Genomic DNA, 23,651 nt, shown 5'->3' on the forward strand with positions numbered 1-23,651 from the left:
GTGGAACAGCAGCATGTGCCTGCATCGTCGCAGGTAGGGGAGGACGGCGACGGTTTCCCGCTCTCGTCGGCACAGCGCGGAATCTGGTTCGCCCAGCATCTGCTCGGCGACATTCCACTGACCATCGCCCAGTACGTCGACGTCCGTGGCGACTTCGCTCCCGAGATCTTCGCCGACGCCGGCGCCGCCACCGCCCGCGAACTCGGCACCGGCATGCTCCGCATCTTCGAGGTCGACGGCCACCCTCGTCAGGTCATCGACCACACCCTCGAGGACCGCGCCACCATCCTCGACCTGCGCGACGAGGACGATCCCGAGGCGGCGGCCCTCGCCTGGATGCGAGCCGAGTACCGCACGCCCCTCGACATGCTCGAAGACCGTTTGATCGTGTGCGCGGTCCTGCGCATCGCCGACGACCGCCATTTCGTCTACACCCGGATCCACCACATCGCCCTCGACGGCTACGGGGCGACGACCTTCGACACCCGCACCGCCGAGCGCTACAGCGCCGCGGTGCAGCACCGCGAGCCCGCCCGCTTCGACGTGAGCCCGCTGCCGGAGATCGTCGAAGACGAACAGCGCTACCGCGACTCGGCCCGATTCGTCAGCGACCGCGACTACTGGGCCGACCGCATCCGCGACCTGCCGCACCCCATCAGCCTCGCCGGTCGCGCCGCGCCCGTCGGCCCGCACCCCGTCCGGTTCAGCGCGCCGCTGCCCGAGCGGGTCGAGGCCGCGGTCGACCGGATGATCGCCGAGCGCGAGAAGACCACGACCTTCGCGACCGTGGTCGCCGCAGCGTTCGCGGCCTTCCTCGCTCGCGTCACCGGCGAGACCGACGTGGTGCTCAGCCTCCCGGTCTCGGCCCGCACCACCGTCCGCCTGCGTCGTTCCGGCGGCATGGTCTCCAACGTCGTCCCGATCCGCGTGGCCGTCGAACCGGACGGCAGCCGCGACGATCTGATCGACCGGATGCAGCTCGAATTCACCGGGGCGCTGCGTCACCAGCGGTACCGGCACGAGGACATGCGCCGCGACACCGGCTACGGCAGTGCCGACCGCGGATTCTTCGGACCCGCGGTCAACATCATGATGTTCGACCACGAGATCCGCTACGGCGATTCGGTCGGCCGCCGGCACGTGCTGAGCACCGGACCGGTCGACGACCTCTCGCTCAACATCTACCCGAGCGCACCGGGACAGCCCGCCCACATCGACCTCGAGGCCAACCCCCACCTGTACACGGTCGACGAACTGCGCTCGCACCACACACGATTCGTCGAGTATCTCGGCGAGTTCGCCGACTCCGACCGCACCATCGGCACGCTACCTGTCCTGCACGACGACGAATACGAGCGCCTCGTCCCGTATCGCGGACTGCCCGCGCAGCCCGTGCGCCTGTTCGCCGACTTCCTCGCCGACGGCGTGCGCCGCAATCCCGACGGTGTCGCGATCATCGACGGCGACCGGCAGGTCACCTACCGCGAACTCGACGACCTCTCGAACCGTCTCGCCGCACAGCTCGTCGAGGCCGGGGCTGCACCCGAGACCTTCGTGGCGCTGAGCATGGACCGCGGCGCCGACGCGCTGATTGCGGTGTGGGCAGTGGCGAAGACCGGCGCGGCCTTCGTCCCGATCGACCCGGCGCTCCCGGCCGATCGGATCGCCTACATGGTGGGTGATTCCGGTGCGCAGCTCGGGCTTACCGTGCGAAGCCGGATCGCGGAGCTGCCGTCCGGACCCCGCTGGATCGCCGTGGACGATCCGCTCGCCTCAGGCGTCGACGTCGAGACGGTGCGCTCGCGGGCCGTGCCGGAGAACCCGGCGTACATGATCTACACCTCGGGCTCCACCGGCACCCCGAAGGGCGTGGTCGTCACCCATCTCGGGCTCGCGACCTTCGCCGCCGACGCCCGCCCCGAACTCGCGCTCGGCACGAGCTCGCGGATGCTCCGGTTCTCCTCGGCGAGCTTCGACGCGTCGATCTTCGAGATGCTGCAGGCCTTCAGCGCGGGTGCCTCCATGGTCGTGGCACCGCCACACGTCCTCGGCGGCGACGAGCTCGTCGACGTCCTGCGCACCCACCGGGTCACGCACATCGTCTCGGCGCCCACCGTGCTCAACACCGTCGACCCTGCGGGTCTGCCGGATCTCGAGGCCGTCGTCGTCGGTGGCGACGTGTGCACCGCCGACCTCGTCGAACGCTTCGCTCCCACCTGCCGGTTCACCAACAGTTACGGGCCCACCGAGACCACCATCGTCGTCACCGCCGGCGACCCTCTCGCTCCCGGCGACCCGATCACCATCGGACGTCCCCTCGACGGGGTCGTCGCCGTCGTGCTCGACCGTCGCCTGCGGCCGGTGCCCGTCGGCTTCGTCGGCGAGCTGTATCTCGGCGGACCGGCACTGGCGCGTGGTTACCATCGCCGTCCCGGGCAGACCGCGGATCGGTTCGTGGCCAATCCTTTCGAACCCGGAACGCGCCTGTACCGCACCGGCGACGAGGTGCGCTGGACGCCCGATCACCAACTCGACTTCGTGGGCCGCTCCGACTTCCAGGTGAAGATCCGCGGCTTCCGCATCGAACTGGGCGAGATCGACAACGCCCTGCTCGACCAGGACGGCGTCGACTTCGCGACGACCGTCGTGCACGACAGCGGCAGCTCCGTCGTGCCCGTGTCGTACGTACGTATGGAATCCGGCGCGGCCTTCGATATGCAGGCGTTGCTCGACGGCGTCGCCCGCGTCCTCCCGTCGCACATGGTGCCCGCCGCCGTCGTCGAACTCGCCGAGATCCCGGTGACCCCCGCCGGCAAGCTCGACCGCGCCGCCCTCCCGGCACCGCAGTTCGCCACCGCCGAGTTCCGCGCCCCCGAAACCGAATCCGAACGCCTCCTCGCCGAGGTCGCCACCGGACTGCTCGACGTCGAGCGCATCGGCGTCGACGACTCGCTGTTCGCCCTCGGTGCCGACAGCATCGTCGCGATGCAGTTCGCCGCCCGCGCCAAGGCCGCCGGACTGCACATCACCGCCCGGCAGATCTTCGAACACAAGACCATCGCGGCGCTCGCGCGGGTCGCGACTGCCGTCCCCACCGCACTCGTCCTCGACGAACTGCCCGGCGGAGGCGTGGGCGACATCCCGATCACGCCCATCGTGCACGAGATGCTCGGGCGCGGCGACTATTCCACCTTCGCGCAGGCCGTCCTCGTCTCCACTCCCGCGGATCTGACCTATGACGACCTGCGGGCCGCGCTCGCGGCCGTCGTCGTCCGGCACGACATCCTGCGCTCCACACTGCGCGACGGGCAGTGGCGCACGCACGCCGCACTGCCGGATCTCGACGCGTGGATCACCCGCGTCCCGGTCGCCGACACCGTCTCGGCGGATGCCTATGTCGACGACGAATGCGACGCTGCCGCGCACGATCTCGATCCCGAATCGGGTCTCGTGCTGCGCGCCGTGTGGTTCGATGTCGCCGAACCGGGCGAGCAGGGCCGGTTGCTGCTCGTCGCGCACCACCTGGTGGTCGACGGCGTGTCGTGGCGGGTGCTGCTGCCCGATCTCGGTCAGGCGTGGATGCAGGTCGCGGCAGGACAAACGCCGTCGCTTCCCGAGGTGGGCACCTCCTACCGTCGCTGGGCGCACGCCCTGCACGACACCGCCCGCGACCACGCGGGCGAGCTCGACCACTGGACCGAAACCCTCGGTGGTGCAGCACCACTCGCCGGAGTCGCACCGCTCGACCCGGAGATCGACACCCTCGCGACCACCGCGACCGTCCGCATCGATCTCGACCCGAGCGTGACCGACGCGGTGCTCACCCGACTGCCCGAGCTGTACGGCAGCGGCACCGCCGACGGACTGCTCACCGCCCTCGCGCTCGCCGCCGCCCAGGACGGGCAGCGCTCGCTGCTGCTCGCCCTCGAAGGGCACGGCCGCGACCTCGACGCCACCGGCACCGTCGACCTGGCCCGCACCGTCGGCTGGTTCACCAGCGCGTATCCCGTGCGTCTCGACCTCGCCGACGACCTCGATCTCACCGACGCCTCCGTCGGGGGACGTGCGAGCGCTTCCGCGGTCAAGGCCGTCAAGGAACGACTCGCTGCCGTCCCGAACAGCGGTGTCGGATACGGCATCCTGCGACACCTCGACCCGCAGACGTCGCCGGTCCTCGCCGACCTGCCCACCGCGCAGGTGTCGTTCAACTATCTCGGCCGCCTCACCTCCGGCCACATCGCCGACGAGATCCGCGAGATCGGCTGGGTGCCGCTCGATCTCGCCCTCGACCCCAACCGCACGTCGCAGATGGCCGCGTCGGTCGCCGTCGACATCAACGCGATGGTCGTCGACGGCCCCGACGGTGCGCACCTCACCGCGTCGTTCACCTATGTGCCGCGGGTGATCTCCGCCGAGACGGTCGGCGCGCTCGCCGAGCGGTGGAAGGACGCACTCGTCGGCCTCGCCGCGCACACACAGCGACCCGACGCTGGCGGTCTCACCCCATCCGACGTGCCGCTCGTGCACACCCACCAGCAGCAGATCGAGCAGTGGGAGAACCGCTTCGGGCGACTCACCGACATCTGGCCGCTCTCGCCGCTGCAGACCGGTCTGGCCTTCCACGCCGCGCTGTCCGTCGACGCGGTCGACGTCTACACCGCACAACTCCGCCTCGATCTCGCCGGAGAGGTCGATGCCGGTCGTTGGCAGGCGGCCTTCGCGTCGCTGCTCGCACGACACGCCGCTCTACGGACGGCCTTCGTGCACGACGACACCGGAACCCCGGTCCAACTCGTTCTGGATCAGGTCGAGATGCCGTGGCGCGAGATCGATCTCACCGGAGCGTCCGACCCGCACAGCGACCTGCAGGCGCTCCTCGACACCGAACGCTTCGCCCGCTTCGATCTCGCGCATCCGCCGCTGCTGCGCGCCGTCCTCGTCCGGCTCCCCGAGCAGCGCGCCGTCCTCGCGCTCACCAACCACCACATCGTGCTCGACGGCTGGTCGATGCCGCTGCTCGTGCGCGGACTCCTCGTCGGCTACGCCGCCGGCGGACAGGCGGCACTGCCCACTCCCGCGTCCTACCGCGACTACCTGGCCTGGCTCGACCGGCAGGACACCGACCGCGCCCTCGACGCATGGGCGGAGGCCTTCGCCGACCTCGACGAACCCACGCTGGTCGCACCCGGGGCCACCGACACCGTCGACGACGCACCCGTCCAGATCGACATCGACCTCGACGCCGACGACATCGACGCCCTCGGACAGCTGTCGCGCCGCACCGGCGCGACCCTCAACACCATCGTCCAGACCGCCTGGGGCCTGCTGCTCGCCCGGCACTGGGGCACCCGCGACGCCGTGTTCGGCGCGACCGTCTCCGGCCGGCCCGCCGACCTGCCCGATGTCGAGAACATGCTCGGCCTGTTCATCAACACCCTGCCCGTGCGGGTGCGGATCGACGACACCGAAACGGTCGCCGACCTCGTGCTGCGGCTGCAGGGCGAGCAGACCGCCCTGCTCGACCAGCAGTTCGTCGGCCTCGGCGCCATCCAGGACCGCATCGGCACAGGCACCCTCTTCGACACGCTGACCGTCTTCGAGTCGTATCCCGTCGACCGCGCCGGATTCGACGAGACCACCGACATCGCCGGCATGCGCGTCACCGATGTCGACGCCCGCGACGCCACGCACTACCCGCTCTCGCTCATGGCGCTGCTCGAACCGCAGCTGCGACTGAGCCTGCGCTACCGCACCGACGTCTTCGATGCCGCGACCGTCGCCGAACTCGCCCGCCGCTTCACGCAGATCCTGACGTTCGTCGCCGAGCGCCCCGACGAGGCCGTCGGCGCCGTCGACGTGTTCCTGCCCGGCGAACGCGAGCGGGTCCTCGACTCGTGGAACCACACCGCGCACCCGGTGCCCGCCGGGGACGTCGTCGCGCTGTTCGAACAGCAGGTCGCGCGGACGCCCGATGCGCCGGCCGTCGTCGTCGACGGGTCGGTGTCGACCTACGCCGAGTTCGCGTCCGATGTGCATCGTCTCGCCCGTCGGCTCCTGGCGGAGGGTATCGCTGCGGAAACGCGTGTCGCCGTGGCCGTTCCGCGCTCCTACGACCAGCTGGTCGCGATCTACGCCGTGCTCGCCGCCGGTGGGGCGTACGTGCCGGTCGATCCCGACCAACCGGCCCAGCGCACCGCCCACGTCCTCACCACCGCCGCACCGCAACTCGCGCTCGCGACCGCCGAGACCCGCGGCAGCCTGCCCGCCGACCTGCGCGTGCTCGACGTGTCCGACGTCGACGGATACTCCGGCGACCCACTGACCGACGACGAACGACCCGCCCTCCGCCCCGGCAACCTCGCCTACGTGCTCTTCACCTCCGGTTCGACGGGCCGGCCCAAGGGTGTCGCGGTGACGCACGGCGCCCTGCACAACCAGCTCGCCTGGATGCGCGCGGCTTTCGCACCGGACGCCGCCGACACCGTGCTCTACAAGACGCCCTTCACCTTCGACGCGTCGGTGTGGGAGTTGTTCCTGCCGCTGCAGAGCGGGTCGCGGCTGGTGATCGCCGACCGCGACGGGCACGCCGACCCCGCCTACCTCGCGTCCGTCGTCCACCGCGAACGCGTCACCATCGCGCAGTTCGTGCCGTCGGTGCTCGACCTGTTCGTCGCCGAGGCACAGCACACCGGGATCGACGCCTCGTCGCTGCGCGCAGTGTTCTCCGGCGGTGAAGCACTCCGGGCCACGACTGCCGCCCGCGTCCGCGAGGTACTCGGCGCCGAGGTCCACAACCTCTACGGCCCGACGGAGACGACGGTGCAGGTCGCGCATCGCACCGCGATGGTGCAGGTCGCGTATCGCACCGCGATGGTGCAGGTCGCGCACGGCACCGCACGTCGTGACGATGCCGAGCAGGTGCCGCTCGGCCGGCCCGTGTGGAACACCCGTTTCCTCGTCCTCGACGCCGCGCTGCGTCCGGTCCCCGTCGGGGTGCCGGGCGAGCTGTACGTGGTGGGCTCGCAGGTCGCGCGGGGCTACCAGGCCGGTCCCGCCGCCACCGCCGACCGCTTCGTCGCGAACGCCTTCGGGAACTCCGGCGATCGGATGTACCGCACCGGCGACCGCGTGCGATGGAACCGCGACGGCGAACTCGAATATCTCGGCCGCACCGACTTCCAGGTCAAACTCAACGGTCAGCGCGTCGAACTCGGCGAGATCGAGAGCGCGCTGCTCGCGCATCCCGGCATCACGCAGGCCGTCGTCACGCTGCGCACCGGCCGGCACGGCGACTATCTCGCCGCCTACGCCGTCGCCACCGGTGAGCGGCCGGACGAGAACGCGGTCCTCGCGACTGTCGCCGACCGCGTACCCCGCCACATGGTGCCGTCGGTGCTCGTACTGCTCGACGACCTACCCGTCACCGCGCACGGCAAGATCGACCGGGCGGCGCTGCCCGAACCGGACGTCGACGCCTCCGCCGCCTACATCGCGCCGCGCACCGACACCGAGGCCGCCGTCGCCCGCATCATGGGCGAGTTGCTCGAAGTCGAGCAGGTAGGTGCGTCGTCGAACTTCTTCCAGCTGGGTGGGAACTCGCTCGGCGCAACCCGATTGATCGCCCGCGTCAACGAGACGTTCGACGCCGCCATCGGGATCCGCGCGCTGTTCGACGATCCCACCGTCGAAGGCCTCGCCGCCGCCGTCGACCGTGCCCGCGGCACCGGTGCCGTCGCGACCGTTCCCGTGGCCGGTCCGCGCCCCGACCGGATTCCGTTGTCGCCGGCGCAGACCCGCATGTGGTTCGTCAACCGGTTCGACCCCGGCTCCGGCGCCTACAACGTCGGCGCCGCCCTGCGGTTGCGCGGCGACCTCGACCTCGACGCCCTGCGCGCGGCGGTCGTCGACATCCTCGAACGGCACGAGACGCTCCGGACCATCTACCCGGACTCCGATGCCGGTCCGTACCAGAACATCCTCTCCGTCGACGACGCGCTGCGGGATCGTCCCGTGCTCGTCGCCGGCACCGAGACAGTGGCGGAAACCGATCTCTCCGAACGCATCCGGAAGCTGACCGCACGCGGATTCGACATCACCGTCGAACCGCCCCTCGAGCTGACACTGCTCGAGTGCGCCGACGGCAGCCACGTCGTCGTGATGGTCGTGCACCACATCGCCATCGACGGCTGGTCCACCCAGGTCCTCGCCACCGACCTCGTGCTCGCCTACTCCGCGCGCGCCACAGGTGGGGCACCGCTCTGGGAGCCGCTGCCGCTGCAGTACGCCGACTACGCGCTGTGGATGCGCGAGCTGCTCGGCGCACCGGGCGCCCCCACCGAGACCGCCGCACGCGAACTCGACCACTGGACCACGACACTCGCCGGCGCACCGGCGCTGCTCGAACTGCCCACCGACCGGCCGCGACCCGCGAGCTCGTCGTTCCGGGGCGCGGCGGTGCCGTTCACCGTCGATCCCGACACCGTCCGCCGCCTCGACGCCTACGCGCAGGCCCACGGCGTGAGCCGGTTCATGGTGCTGCATGCCGCGCTCGTCGTGCTGCTAGCCCGTCTCGGTGCGACCGACGACGTGTCCGTGGGCACGCCGGTCGCCGGTCGCGGCGACCGCCGCCTCGACAACCTCATCGGCATGTTCGTCAACACCCTCGTGCTGCGAACCCCGGTCGACCCGGCCGCCGGCTTCGACGACATCGTCGCCACCGTCCGCGACGTCGACCTCGACGCCTTCGCCCACGTCCAGGTGCCGTTCGAGCAGGTCGTCGAGGCTGTCGACCCGGTGCGGTCGCAGAACAGCGCACCGCTGTTCCAGGTCGCGCTGTCGGTCGAGGAAGCGCATCCCAGCGATCTCGAACTGCCCGGGCTGCGGGTCGAACCGATCGTGCCCGACTTCGGCATCGCCAAGTTCGACCTCGAGTTCACGCTCCGCGACGACGACGGTGCCCTGGCCGGCACGCTCACCTACGCCACCGATCTGTTCGACGCGTCCACCGCCGCCCGCACCGCCGAGCGCTGGAACCGCATGCTGGCGCAGCTGCTCGACGACCCGCGCAGCCCCGTCGGCGACCTGCCGTATCTCGATGCCGACGAGACCGCTCGGGCACTCGACGCGGCGCGTCCGGAACCGATCCGGATCCGGACGCTGCCGGAGATCCTCGTGGCCGGTGTCGCCGCGTCGCCGAACGGTGTTGCCGCCGTGGACGAGACGCGACAGCTCACCTACCGCGAACTCGACGAACGTTCCAACGCCCTGGCCCGTGTCCTCCTCGCCGAGGGCGCCGGACCGGAAACCGTGGTGGCCCTGGCCTTCGAGCGGACCATCGAGTCGCTGGTCGCGGTGTGGGCGGTCGCGAAGACCGGCGCGGCGTTCGTGCCGATCGACGTGAAGCTGCCCGTCGACCGCATCGGTTTCATGCTCTCGGACTCGGGTGCCGCCTTCGGCCTGACCGTGAGCGAGATCGCTCCGGCAGTCGACTTCCGCTGGTTCGAGCTGAATTCCGACGACGTCACCGACCGGTGCGCCGAGGTGTCGACCGACGCACTCGACGTCGACGTCGCACCCGACGTCGCGGCGTACATGATCTACACGTCCGGTTCGACCGGCACCCCGAAGGGCGTCGTGGTCACGCACCGCGGCCTCAACGCCTTCACCGCCGAGTGCCGCACCGAACTCGGACTCACCGCGCAGTCGCGGGTACTACGGTTCTCGTCGGCGAGCTTCGACGTGTCGGTCTTCGAGATGCTCGCCGCCTTCGGTGCCGGAGCCACGATGGTGGTCGCGCCGCCCGAGATCGTCGCCGGTGCCGATCTCGACGCGTTCCTGCTGCGCCACAACGTCACCCACGTGCTCACCGCACCGGCCGCGCTCGGTGGTGTCGACCCGGCGAGGCTGCCGGAACTCGAGGCCGTCGTGGTCGGCGGCGACGTGTGCCCGCCCGAACTCGTCGAGCGGTTCGCGCCGCGCTGCCGGTTCTTCAACAGCTACGGCCCCACTGAGACCACGATCGTCATCACGATGACCGATCCGCTGGTCGCGGGCGGTGCCATCACCATCGGCCGACCCATCCGCGGTGCCGGTGCCGTCGTGCTCGACGCACGCCTGCAGCCCGTGCCCGACGGTGTCCTGGGTGAGCTGTATCTGGTCGGCCAGGCGCTGGCCCGCGGCTACCACGACCGGCCCGGGATGACGGCCTCGCGGTTCGTCGCGAACCCGTTCACCGGTGGCCTCATGTACCGCACGGGCGACCTCGTGCGCCGGCGCGCGTCGGGCGAACTCGAGTTCGTCGGCCGCAGCGACGCGCAGGTCAAGCTGCGTGGTCTGCGTATCGAACTCGGCGAGATCGAGGCGGTGCTGAGCCGTCGGGACACCGTCGCGCACGCCGTCGTGGACGTCTACCGCGACGCCCACACCGGCGAACGGCTCGTCGGCTACGTCGTGCCCCGCGACGGCGCCGAGATCGACGCCGATGCGCTGCGCAGCGCTGTCGCCGACGTCCTGCCGTCCTACATGGTGCCCTCGCAGATCGTGCCGATCGAGACGGTGCCGGTCACGGTCAACGGCAAACTCGACCGCAAGGCCCTGCCCGCGCCCGACCCGGTCACCCGCGAGTTCCGTGCCCCCACCAACCCCGTCGAGGAGACGGTGGCCGAGATCGTCGCCGAACTGCTCGGCGTCGACCGCGTGGGTCTCGACGACGATTTCTTCGCGCTCGGCGGCAACTCGCTCATCGCGACCCGGCTCGTAGCCCGGATCGGGGAAGCGCTCGGCACCACGGTGCCGGTGCGTGCGGTGTTCGAAGGATCGACCGTGCAGGCGCTCGCCGAGACCGCCGGCTCGCACATCGGCACGGGGGAGCGGCTGCCGCTCGTGCCGCAGGAACGCCCCGCGCGGGTACCGCTGTCGTACGCGCAGCAGCGCATGTGGTTCCTCAACCGCTTCGACCCGACGTCCCCGCTCTACAACATCCCGCTCGCGGTGCGGCTGCACGGCGACCTCGACATCGACGCCCTCACCGCCGCCGTCCGCGACGTGCTCGACCGGCACGAAGCACTGCGCACCGTCTTCCCGGAACACGAGGACGGACCGTCGCAGCACGTACTCGCCACCGGCGACGTGCCGCTCGACCTCACCCCGATCGACACACCCGACACCGACGCCCTGCACACCGCGATCGCCGGAGTGGTGGGACGCGGCTTCGACGTCACCCGCGAGGTCCCCATCCGCGGCGCGCTGTTCCGCGAGAACGACCGCACCCACGTGCTCGTGGTGGTCGTCCACCACATCAGCGCCGACGGTGCGTCGACCGTGCCGCTGGCACGCGACGTCCTCGTCGCCTACTCCGCGCGCCTCGACGACGCACAGCCCGCCTGGGAACCGCTGCCGGTGCAGTACGCCGACTTCGCGCTGTGGCAGCGCACCGTGCTCGGCGACCCGCACGATCCGCAGGCACCGATCACGCAGCAACTCGACTACTGGACCTCGGTCCTCTCCGACACCCCTGCCGTGCTCGAACTGGCCGCCGACCGGCCGCGACCCGCGGCGGCGTCCTACCGGGGCGCCAACACCGGCTTCCGGATCGCCCCCGACGTCCTCGACCGCATCGACCGCCTCGCCCACGCCCACGGCGCGACCCGCTTCATGGTCCTGCACGCCACCCTCGCCGTGCTCCTCGCGCGTCTCGGCAACACCGAGGACGTGTCGGTGGGCACGCCGGTCGCCGGTCGCGGTGATCGTGCCCTCGACGACCTCGTCGGAATGTTCGTCAACACCCTCGTCCTGCGCACCCGCATCGATCCCGCGGCGTCGTTCGCGGAGTTCCTCGAGCAGGTCCGCGTCACCGACCTTGCGGCCTTCTCGCATGCCGACGTGCCGTTCGACCAGGTGGTCGAAGCCGTCGATCCGGTGCGTTCGCAGAGTCACTCGCCGCTGTTCCAGGTCGCGCTGTCGCTGCAGAACCAGGGCATCGGTGAACTCGAACTGCCCGGTCTGCGGGTCGAGCCGCTCGAAGCGGATCTCGGCATCGCCAAGTTCGACATCGACATCGCGCTGCGCGAGGACGAAACCGGCGGGTTGGCCGCCGAACTCACCTACGCGACCGACCTGTTCGACGAGACGACCGCCGCCGATCTCGCCGCGCGGTGGGTGCAATTGCTCGACGCGAGCACGGCCGACCCGACTGCTGCCGTCGGCGACATCGCACTCCTGTCGGGCGCCGAAACCGATCGGGCACTGTCGTACTCGGCGCCGACGCCGCTGCCGCAGAAGACCTTCCCCGAGATCCTGGCCACCGGTGTCGCCGCGAACCCGGACGGTATCGCGGTGGTGGACGGCGACCGGCAGCTCACTTACACCGAACTCGACCACGCCTCCAACCGTCTCGCGCACAAGCTGATCGACCACGGCGCCGGACCGGAAACGGTGGTGGCACTGTCGTTCCCGCGCAGCCTCGACGCTGTCGTTGCCCTGTGGGCCGTGGTCAAGACCGGTGCGGCGTTCGTGCCCGTCGATCCCGCGCTCCCGGCAGCGCGTATCGCATACCTGCTCACCGACTCCCGCGCGATCCTCGGACTCGGCGACGGACCGTCGCATGTTCCGTGGCTGAGCGTCGACGCCGACGATTACTCTTCTGCGCCGGTGACTTCCGCGGTGCGTGCGGACTCGGCGGCGTACATGATCTACACGTCCGGCTCGACCGGCACGCCGAAGGGTGTCGTCGTCACCCACGGCGGCCTCAATGCCTTCACCGCCGACCATCGGCCCGAACTCGGGATCGACACCGGCTCGCGGATGCTGCGGTTCTCGTCGTCGAGCTTCGACGCCTCGGTGTTCGAGCAGATCTCGGCGTTCTCCGCCGGTGCCACCGTGGTGGTCGTCCCGCCGCACATCGTCGCCGGCACCGAACTGACCGACCTGCTGCGCCGCGAACGCATCACGCACATCATCACCGCGCCCGCCGCGCTCGGCACCGTCATCCCCGACGACCTGCCCGACCTCGAATCCGTGGTGATCGGCGGCGACGTGTGTCCGCCTGAACTGGTCGAGAAGTTCGGTCCCGTCTGCCGTTTCGTCAACAGTTACGGTCCCACCGAGACCACCATCATCATCACCGAGACCGCGCCCCTCACGCCGGGCGACCGCATCACCATCGGTGTGCCCATCGAGGGTGCCGGTGCCGTCGTCCTCGACACGCGTCTGCATCCCGTGCCCGACGGTGTCATCGGCGAGCTGTACCTGTCGGGTGCCGGTCTCGCGCGCGGCTACAACGCGCAGCCGGGACTGACGGCCGCGCGGTTCGTCGCGAACCCGTTCACCGGTGGGCTCATGTACCGCACCGGCGACCTCGTGCGCCGCACCGCGACCGGCGAACTCGACTTCGTCGGCCGCAGCGACGCGCAGGTGCAGGTCCGCGGCCTGCGCATCGAACTCGGCGAGATCGAGGCGGCACTGAGCCGCGCCGACGAGGTGGCCCAGGCCGTCGTCCTCCTGCACACCGACGCGCGTACCGGCGAACGCCTCATCGGTTACGTCGTTCCCACGACCGGCGCCACGGCCGACCCGCACGCATTGCGGGACCGGCTCGTCGACGAATTGCCCACGTACATGGTGCCCGCGCAGATCCTCGTCCTCGACGCGCTGCCCATCACCGCCAACGGCAAGCTCGACCGGAAGGCACTGCCCGTCCCCGGTTTCGAAGCGCGCGCCTTCCGCGCACCCGAGACACCGGTGGAGCAGACAGTCGCGTCCGTCTATGCCGACCTGCTCGGCGTCGACCGCGTGGGCCTCGACGACGACTTCTTCGCGCTCGGCGGCAACTCGCTCAACGCGACCCAGCTGGTCGCGCGGCTCGGTGCCGCCCTGTACACCACCGTGCCCGTGCGCACGGTGTTCGACGCTCCCACGGTCGCCGCGCTCGCCGCCGCCGTCGCACGCACCGCCGGTTCCGGTGGTCGTCCCGACCTCGTAGCCGTCGACCGACCCGGCCGCATCCCGCTGTCGCTCCAGCAGCAGCGCATGTGGTTCTTCAACCGCTTCGACCCCGGCTCGGCCGCCTTCAGCATCCCGATGGTGCTGCGCCTGAGCGGCGAGCTCGACGTGCCTGCGCTGCAGGCCGCGCTGCTCGACGTCCTCGACCGTCACGAAGCGCTGCGCACCGTCTTCCCCGACAGCGACACCGGTCCGTCGCAGGTGATCGTGCCCGCCGGCGAGGCCGCGTCCGATCTCGGGCCGCAGGACGTCGCGGCCGACGAGATCACCGCGGTCCTCACCGATTTCGCGTCGCGCGGTTTCGACCTCACCGTCGACGTGCCCGTGCGTGCCCGGCTGTTCCGTCTCGCCGACGACGAGCACGTCCTCGCCGTCGTCGCCCACCACATCGCCAGTGACGGTGGGTCGCAGGCACCGCTGTCGCGCGACGTCGTCACCGCCTATCTCGCGCGTCGCGAAGGTGCCGAGCCCGGCTGGTCGCCGTTGCGCGTGCAGTACGCCGACTACGCGCTCTGGCAGCAGAAGCTGCTCGGCAGCGAGGACGACCCGCAGTCGCTGCTCGCCCGCCAGCTTGCGTACTGGACCGACACCCTCACCGACCTGCCCGACCTGGTGGAACTGCCCACCGACCGGCCGCGTCCGCCCGTGCAGTCGTCGCGGGGCGCGACCGTCCCCATCGTTCTCGACGCCGAGCTCGCCGACCGCGTCGAACAGTTCACCCGCGAACGAGGCATCACGCTGTTCATGCTCGCCCACGCGGCCGTCGCGGTGCTGCTGGCCCGCTGGTCGGGGAGCAGCGACATCCCGATCGGCACCCAGATCGCCGGTCGCGGCGAGGAAGCCCTCGACGACCTCGTCGGCATGTTCGGCAACACCCTCGTGCTGCGCACCCGCATCGACGCCGGCGCCACCTTCGACGAGATCCTCGACCAGGTGCGCGACGTCGACCTCGCAGCCTTCTCGCACCCTGACGTGCCGGTCGAGCGTCTCGTCGAACTGCTCGACCCGGTTCGCTCCACGGCCTACTCGGCGCTGTTCCAGACCCTGCTCGTGGTGCACAACTTCATGCGCTCGGAGATCGACCTGCCCGGGCTGCGGTTGAGTACCGTCGAGCCCGGCGCGACCGGCGCCAAGCTCGACCTCGAGATCCACCTCGGGGAAACCTTCGACGCCGACGGCCGACGCCTCGGCATCGACGGCTCGATCACCTACGCCACCGACCTGTTCACCGAACACACCATCGCGCAGGCCGCGCAGCGCCTCGTCGCTCTCGTCGACGCCGCGGTGAGTGCGCCACAGGTCGCGGTCGGTGACATCGACCTGCGCGGCGACGACGAGATCCGTCTGCTGTCCGACATCAATGCGACCGATGCGGGGGCCGTCGACGAGACCCTGCTCGCCCGCTTCGGCGAGCAGGTCGCCCGCACCCCGGACGCGCCGGCACTGATCTTCGAGGACACGACACTGACGTACGCGCAGTTCGCGTCGCGGGTGAACCGTCTCGCGCGGCACCTCGTCGGACTCGGAGTGGGCCCCGAGAGCCTCGTCGGCGTGTACACCGGCCGGTCGATCGAGATGATGGTCGCGATCTACGCGATCCTGCAGGCCGGGGGAGCGTACGTTCCGCTCGACCCCGAACATCCCGCCGACCGTACCGAGTACGTGCTCGACCTCGCGCGGCCCGTCGTCGTGCTCACCACCGCAGTCGATCGGGGTTCGTTGCCCGCCGCGGCACCGATGCTGGAGATCGATGCGCCGTCGAACGTCTCCGACGCGCCGCTCACCCACGCCGACCGCGTCGCACCGCTGCGACCCGACAACACCGCCTACGTCATCTTCACGTCCGGCTCCACCGGACGTCCGAAGGGTGTTGCGGTGAGCCATCGTTCGGCCGCGAACCAGATCGCGTGGATGCGCGAGCGATACGACCTCGGCGCCGGTGACGCCGCGCTCCACAAGACACCGATCACGTTCGACGCGTCGGTGTGGGAGCTGTTCTACCCCCTACAGGTCGGGGCACGCCTCGTCGTCGCAGTTCCGGGTGGGCACCGCGACCCCGCATACCTGGCACGCGTGTCGCGTGAGGAGCGCGTGAGCATCCTCGAGTTCGTCCCGTCGATGCTCGCGGTGTTCCTCGCCGATCCGGCACTGCAACTTCCCGAGTCGCTGCGCTACCTGTCGGTCGGTGGTGAAGCTCTGCCGGCCGATCTCGCCGCCGACTTCGCCGCACGATCGACAGCGGCACTCGACAACACCTACGGACCCACCGAAACCACCGTCACCGCAACGGTTCTGCGGGTCGAGGGCGAGCATGCGGGCAGCGTCCCGATCGGCCGGCCGATCCGCAACACCACCGTGCAGGTGCTCGACGCGCGGTTGCGTCCGGCGCCGGTCGGGGTGCCCGGTGAGCTCTACCTCGGGGGAGTGCAGGTCGCACGCGGCTACCAGGCCCGTTCCGACCTCACCGCCGAACGGTTCGTCGCCGCACCCGACGGCGAACGTCTCTACCGCACCGGCGATCTCGTCCGGATCCTGCCGAGTGGGGAGCTGGACTTCCTGGGCCGCACCGACTTCCAGGTGAAGGTGCGCGGTCTGCGCATCGAACTCGGTGAGATCGAGAGTGCTCTGACTGCGCTGCCGGAGATCGCGCAGGCCGTGATGGTCGTGCACGACGGCGACCACGGTCAGCAACTCGTCGGCTACGTCGTTCCGTCCTCGGGCGCAAGTGTCGACGTCGAGGCGGCGCGTACGGCGGTCGGCCGGTCGCTGCCGCGCTACATGGTGCCCGACGTGCTCATGGTGCTCGACGCGTTGCCGCTCAACGCATCCGGCAAGCTCGACCGTCGCGCTCTGCCCGAACCCGTCGCCGCCGTCCGCGAGTTCCGACCTCCCGTCACCCCGACGGAACAGGCGGTCGCGGCCGCGATCGCCGAGGTGCTCGAGATGGAGCGGGTCGGTCTCGACGACGACTTCTTCGCCCTCGGCGGCAACTCGCTGATCGCGACCCGCGTCATCGCCCGCATCGGTGCGGCCCTCGGCGCAGACATCCCGCTGCGCACGCTGTTCGAGCACCCCACCGTCGACGCGCTCGCTGCCGCGGTCGCCGAGCACGGTGGGCAGGCCGCACGACCTGCACTGGTCACGGGGGAGCGGCCCGAGCAGGTGCCGCTGTCGCTCGCCCAGCAGCGGATGTGGTTCCTCAACCGCTTCGATCCCGACTCGGCGGCCTACAACCTGCCGATGGCCATCCGCCTGTCGGGCTCGGTCGACGTCGACCTGCTGCGGATCGCGGTCGCCCACGTCGTCGAGCGACACGAATCGCTGCGGACCGTCTACCCCGACACTCCCGACGGGCCGGTGCAGGTCGTGCTGCCGGCCGCCGACGCCGCCCCGGACATCGAGATGCACACCGTCACCGGTGGGGACGACGCCCTGCTCGCGGCGGTTGCTCCGTTCGCGACCGGTCGTTTCGACGTCACCACCGAGGTGCCGCTGCGGATCGGGCTCTTCGAACTCGGCGCGAACGACTACGTCCTCGCGATGGTCGTCCACCACATCTCCGGCGACGGCTTCTCGATCGCCCCGATGGTGCGCGACCTGCTCGTCGCCTACACCTCGGCTCTCACCGGTTCCGAGCCCGAATGGGCGCCGCTGTCGGTGCAGTATGCCGACTACGCGCTGTGGCAGCGTCGTGTGCTCGGGTCCGAGGACGATCCCGACTCGCTGGTGTCGCAGCAACTCGACTACTGGCGCGGTGCCCTCGCCGGGTTGCCCGACCAGCTGTCGCTGCCGACCGACCGCCGGCGACCCGCCGTGCAGTCCTACGAGGGCGGACGCGTCGAGATCCGCATCGACGCCGACCTCCACGCCCGGCTCGTCGACCTCGCCCAGAGTCGTCACGCCACGCTGTTCATGGCCGTGCACGCGGCCCTGTCGGTGTTGCTCGCGCGACTGTCCGACAGCGACGACATCGCGGTCGGCACGCCCATCGCGGGTCGTGGCGAGCGCGAACTCGACGACCTGATCGGCATGTTCGTCAACACCCTCGTGCTGCGCACCCGGGTGTCCGGCAGTGTCACCTTCGACGACCTGCTGGCTACCGTCCGCGAATCCGACCTGCGCGCCTTCGCGCACGCCGACGTGCCGTTCGAGCGGCTCGTCGAGGTGCTCAACCCGCAGCGCTCCACCGCGCGGCACCCGCTGTTCCAGGTCGGTTTCTCGTTCCAGAACTTCGAACAGGGCACCCTCGCGCTGCCTGGACTCGACGTCGCCCTCGTCGACCTCGAACACGACACCTCGCAATTCGACCTGCACTGGATCGTCCAGGACCGCTACGACGAGGCAGGCACACCCACCGGCGTCGTCGGCTATCTCACCTACGCGTCGGCCCTGTTCGACGAGTCGACCGCCCGCGTGTTCGTCGATCGGTTCGTCCGATTGCTCGACAGAATCGTCGCCGAACCCGGCCGTCCCGTCGGTGATCTCGACATCCTCGACGCCGTCGAGCGCACGCGAATCCTGCACGAGTGGAACGACACTCGACACGACGTACCCACCGGGACGCTGGTGTCGCTGTTCGACGCGCAGGTCGCGGCCCGACCGGACGCCGTCGCGCTCGACCACGAGACCGGCACCCTCACCTACCGCGAGTTCGACGGACGGGTCAACCGCCTCGCCCGTCACCTGATCGACCTCGGCGTGGGGCCCGAGACGGCCGTTGCGCTGGGGATGCGCCGCTCCGTCGAGTTGCTCATCGGCATGTACGCCGTCGCGAAGGCCGGCGGCGCGTACGTCCCGCTCGACCCCGACCACCCGCGCGAGCGAATCGACTACATCTTGTCGGTCGCCGACCCGGTGTGCGTGCTGACCGGTCGCGACGACGACTTCGATGCCGGCGGTCGCGCCGTGGTGCACGTCGACGCACCCGAACTCGACGCGCTCGACGACAGCCCGGTGCGCGACACCGAACGTCGTCTTCCGCTCGACCCGCAGCACCCCGCCTACGTCATCTTCACCTCGGGTTCCACCGGGCGGCCCAAGGGGGTCGCGGTTCCGCACGCGGCGATCGTCAACCAGTTGCTGTGGAAGACGCAGCATTTCGGACTGTCCTCCGACGACGCTGCGCTGCTCAAGACGGCCGCGACGTTCGACCTGTCGGTGTGGGAATTCTGGTCGGTACTCGTCTCCGGTGGTCGACTCGTCATCGCTGCACCCGACGGTCATCGCGACCCGGTCTATCTCGACGCGGTCATGCGGCAGAAGGCTGTGACGACCCTGCACGTCGTGCCGTCGATGCTCGAGGCACTGCTCGACACGGCGGGCGGTGCGCTGAGCCAGTCGGTGCGGCGCGTGCTTGCGATCGGTGAGGCGCTGCCCCCCGCGCTCGCGCAGCGATTCCGGTCGCTCCACCCCGACGTCGACCTGGCCAACCTGTACGGGCCGACCGAGGCCGCAGTCTCCGTGACAGCGCACGCGGTGACCGGCGACGACACCGACTCGGTGCCGATCGGCCGCCCGGAATGGAACACGCGCGTCCACGTCCTCGACGGTCGCCTCCGTCCCGTGCCGGTGGGTGTGACGGGCGAGCTCTATCTCGCGGGTGCCCAGCTCGCACGCGGCTACGCCGGACGCCCCGACCTCACCGCCGACCGGTTCGTCGCCGACCCGTTCGGCTCCGGCGAGCGTCTCTACCGCACCGGCGACGTCGTCGCCTGGAACGAGGACGGCACCCTCGACTACCGCGGCCGCGCCGACTTCCAGGTCAAACTCCGCGGCTTCCGCATCGAACTCGGCGAGATCGACACCGCCCTGCGGGAACAGTCGGGTGTGGCGCAGGCCGTGACGGTCGTGCACAGCGACCCGCACACCGGCGACCGGATCGTCGCCTACCTCACCGGTGACGAGTCCCTCCACGCGGACACGGTGAAGGACGCACTCGCGCAGAGCCTTCCGAGTTACATGGTGCCGTCGGTCGTCATGATCCTCGACGCGCTGCCGCTCAACGCGAACGGCAAAATCGATCGCAAGGCGCTACCCGCGCCCGAGGTCGCGACCCGCGCGTACCGCGCGCCGTCCACCCCGATCGAGGAGATCGTCGCCGGCATCTACCGCGACCTGCTCGGCGTCGACCGCGTCGGTGCGGACGACGACTTCTTCGAACTCGGCGGCAACTCGCTGATCGCCACCCAGGTGATCGCGCGACTCGCCACCGCACTCGACGCGCGTGTCCCGCTGCGTGTGCTGTTCGAGGCACCCACCGTGGCAGCACTGGCCGTGCGGGCCGAGGAACACGCCGGCTCCGGTGGCCGCCCGGCACTGCAGGCGCAGCCGCGACCCGACTCGGTACCGCTGTCGCTCGCGCAGCAGCGGATGTGGTTCCTCAACCGCCTCGACCCCGACTCCGCCGCGTACAACATCCCGGTCGCCATCCGCCTCACCGGCTCGCTGGACCTGACGGCCCTCGCGGACGCCGTCGCGGATCTGTTCGCGCGCCACGAGATCCTGCGCACCGTCTACCCGGAGGTCGACGGTGTCGGGCACCAGGTCGTGCTGCCCGTCGCACAAGTGCGCCCGGACGTCACACCGGTGCCGATCGACGAGGCCGACATCCTGCCCACCGTCGTCGAATTCGTGAACGCCGGATTCGACGTCACCTCGGAGGTACCGGTCCGCACTCGCCTCTACCGGGTCGGCGACGACGAGTACGTGCTCGTCTTCGTCGTGCACCACGTTGCCGCGGACGGCTTCTCGATGGGACCGCTGACCCGCGACGTGATGGTCGCCTACGACGCGCGTCGCCGCGGTGAGGCGCCGTCGTGGTCGCCGCTCGCCGTGCAGTATGCGGATTACGCCCTGTGGCAACGTGACCTGCTCGGATCCGAGGACGATCCGGACAGTCTCGTCGCACGCGAACTGGCCTACTGGACCGAACGACTCGGAGACCTGCCCGAGCCGCTCGAACTGCCGCTCGACCATCCGCGTCCGCCGGTCGCCACCAACCGCGGTGCCCGCCACACCTTCGAGATCGACCCCGCCACAATCGGTGCGCTGCAACGACTCGCACGCGAACACAACGCGACGACCTTCATGGTCGTGCACGCCGCGCTCGCCGTCCTGCTCGCGAAACTCGCCGGTACGCGCGACGTCACCATCGGCACGCCCGTCGCGGGTCGCGGGGAGGCCGAACTCGACGACCTCATCGGCATGTTCGTCAACACCCTCGTGCTGCGCAACGACATCGACCCGTCGCTGCCGTTCACCGAGCTGCTCGCGCAGGTGCGCGACACCGACCTGGGCGCCTTCGGCAACGCGGACGTGCCGTTCGAGCGGCTCGTCGAGGTGCTCGATCCGCCCCGCTCCCAGTCGCGGACACCGTTGTTCCAGGTCATGCTCGTGTTCCAGAACATGCAGCTGTCGGTGTTCGAACTCGACGAGCTGACCATCTCTGCGCTCGACACGGATTTCACCGAAGCTCGGTACGACCTGCAGTTGACGCTGACCGATTCGCACGACGTAGCAGGAGATCCTTCGGGGTGGACAGCTGAATTCACTTACGCTACCGACCTGTTCGACGGTTCCACGATCGATGCATTCGGAGATCGGTTCCGTCGGATACTCGGTGCCGTCACTGCCGAGCCTGAGGTAGCGGTCGGTGACATCGACATCTTGGAACCCGCCGAACGGGCACTCGTCCAGTGGGACCGTGGCGTCAAACCCCTGCACAGCGAGACTCTCGTCGATCTGTTCGACCGTCAGGTGGCGCGGACCCCCGACGCGCCGGCACTGTCGGCCGACGGCGTGACCCTGTCGTACGCGCAGTTCGATGCGCAGGTCAATGCGATGGCCCGGTACCTGGTGTCCCGCGGGGTCGGTCCCGACACCTTGGTCGCCCTGGCGCAGCGTCGATCGGCGAACCTGTTGATCGGTATGTACGCAGTGGTCAAGGCGGGCGGCGCATACGTTCCTGTTGATCCCGATTTGCCGCAGGACCGCAACGACTACGTCCTCGAGACCGCCGACCCACTCCTGGTCCTCTCGACGTCCGGCGACGATTTCGCCACGGACCATGATCTCGAGATCGTTCAGATCGACACCCTCGAGCTCGGGAACTACTCCGAACGGACCGTTTCGGACGCCGACAGGAACGCGCCGCTGCATGTCGAGAACATCGCCTACGTGATTTTCACGTCCGGTTCGACCGGGCGGCCGAAGGGTGTTGCAGTTCCCCACAATGCGGTCGTTGCTTCATTGTCGTGGCGACAGAATGCCTACGGCCTGGGCACCGATGACACAGTCCTGCAGAAAACACCGTTCACTTTCGATGCGTCGGTCCGCGAGTTCTGGTGGCCCCTCACATCGGGCGCCCGACTTGTCGTCGCCGCACCTGACGCGCACCGCGATCCTCGACGTCTCATCGAGGCAATTGTCGAGAACCAGGTGACATCTGCGCACTTCGTCCCGTCGATGCTCACCGAGGTGGTTGCGTCCGCCGAACCGGGCGAACTCGCCTCCCTTCGCCAGGTGTTCTGTGGTGGAGAAGTCTTCACCCCCAAGCTCGCCGGGGCCTTCCGCGCTGTCAACGCCGCGACGGCGCTGTCGAACGAGTACGGTCCGACCGAAGCGGCAGTATCCGTCAGCCGCCACGCGGTCTCCGCCACCGACCTGGATGTAATTCCGATCGGGACGGCGCAGGGTTCCGTCGGGATGTACGTACTGGACGCGCATCTCCGGTCGGTGCCCGTCGGCGTGACAGGGGAGCTGTACCTCGCCGGAGTTCAGCTTGCCCGCGGCTACGTGGAACGCCCCGATCTGACCGTCGAGCGGTTCGTCGCCGATCCGTTCGGTGGCGACGGCGGTCGGATGTACCGTACCGGTGACCTCGTTCGATGGAATCGAGAATCGGAACTCGAGTACGTCGGACGCTCGGACTTCCAGGTGAAGTTGCGGGGCCTCCGCATCGAACTGGGTGAGATCGAGTCGGCGCTTCTCGGTGATGCGACGGTCCGTCAGTGCGTGGTGGTCGTGCACTCCCACCAAACACTCGGAGACCATCTCGTCGCCTATGTCGTGCCGGAAGGCGGCGCGGATATCGATACGGACTCCCTCGCCGTCGCAGTTGCATCGAAGGTTCCCCGCTACATGGTGCCCTCGAGCATCATCGCGCTGCCGAGGATGCCGCTGAACGCATCCGGAAAGATCGACCGTCGCGCACTCCCCGATCCCGTATTCGGTAGCGGCGAATTCCGCGCTCCGAGTACGGTTTCAGAAGAAATCGTTGCCAGCGTATTTGCGGAGGTCCTCGGCCTGGAACGAGTCGGTGCCGACGACGACTTCTTCGATCTCGGTGGCAACTCGCTCATCGCCACACGTGTCGCTGCCCGTCTCGGCAACGCATTCGAGGCGCAGATTCCAGTGCGCCTGTTGTTCGAATCCTCGAAGGTCTCCGACCTCGCAGCTGCTGCGGAAAGGCGAAGTGGTTCCGGCGACCGACCTGCACTCACAGCGAGGACCAGACCCGAACATGTGCCGCTGTCCCTCGCTCAGCGGCGGATGTGGTTCCTCAACCGCTTCGATCCGGCGTCCGCGACCTACAACATTCCGCTGGCGATCCGGTTGTCCGGCGACCTGAACGTGCCGGCACTCCAGCACGCCGT

Annotated in this window: 1 protein-coding gene (only partly in view); it reads left to right on the forward strand. The window is 69.7% G+C overall.

Features of this window, described 5'->3' with window-relative positions; translation table 11 throughout:
- Positions 1–23,651: the 5' portion of a non-ribosomal peptide synthase/polyketide synthase gene (locus ACNJ7K_RS25985; protein WP_487042482.1), read on the forward strand. The gene runs 10,150 nt beyond the window's last position; 23,651 of the gene's 33,801 nt are visible here — the first part of the coding sequence; the start codon lies at positions 1–3; the stop codon falls past the right edge of the window.

It is taken from the genome of Rhodococcus shunpengi (assembly GCF_048381395.1).
Lineage (GTDB): Bacteria > Actinomycetota > Actinomycetes > Mycobacteriales > Mycobacteriaceae > Rhodococcus.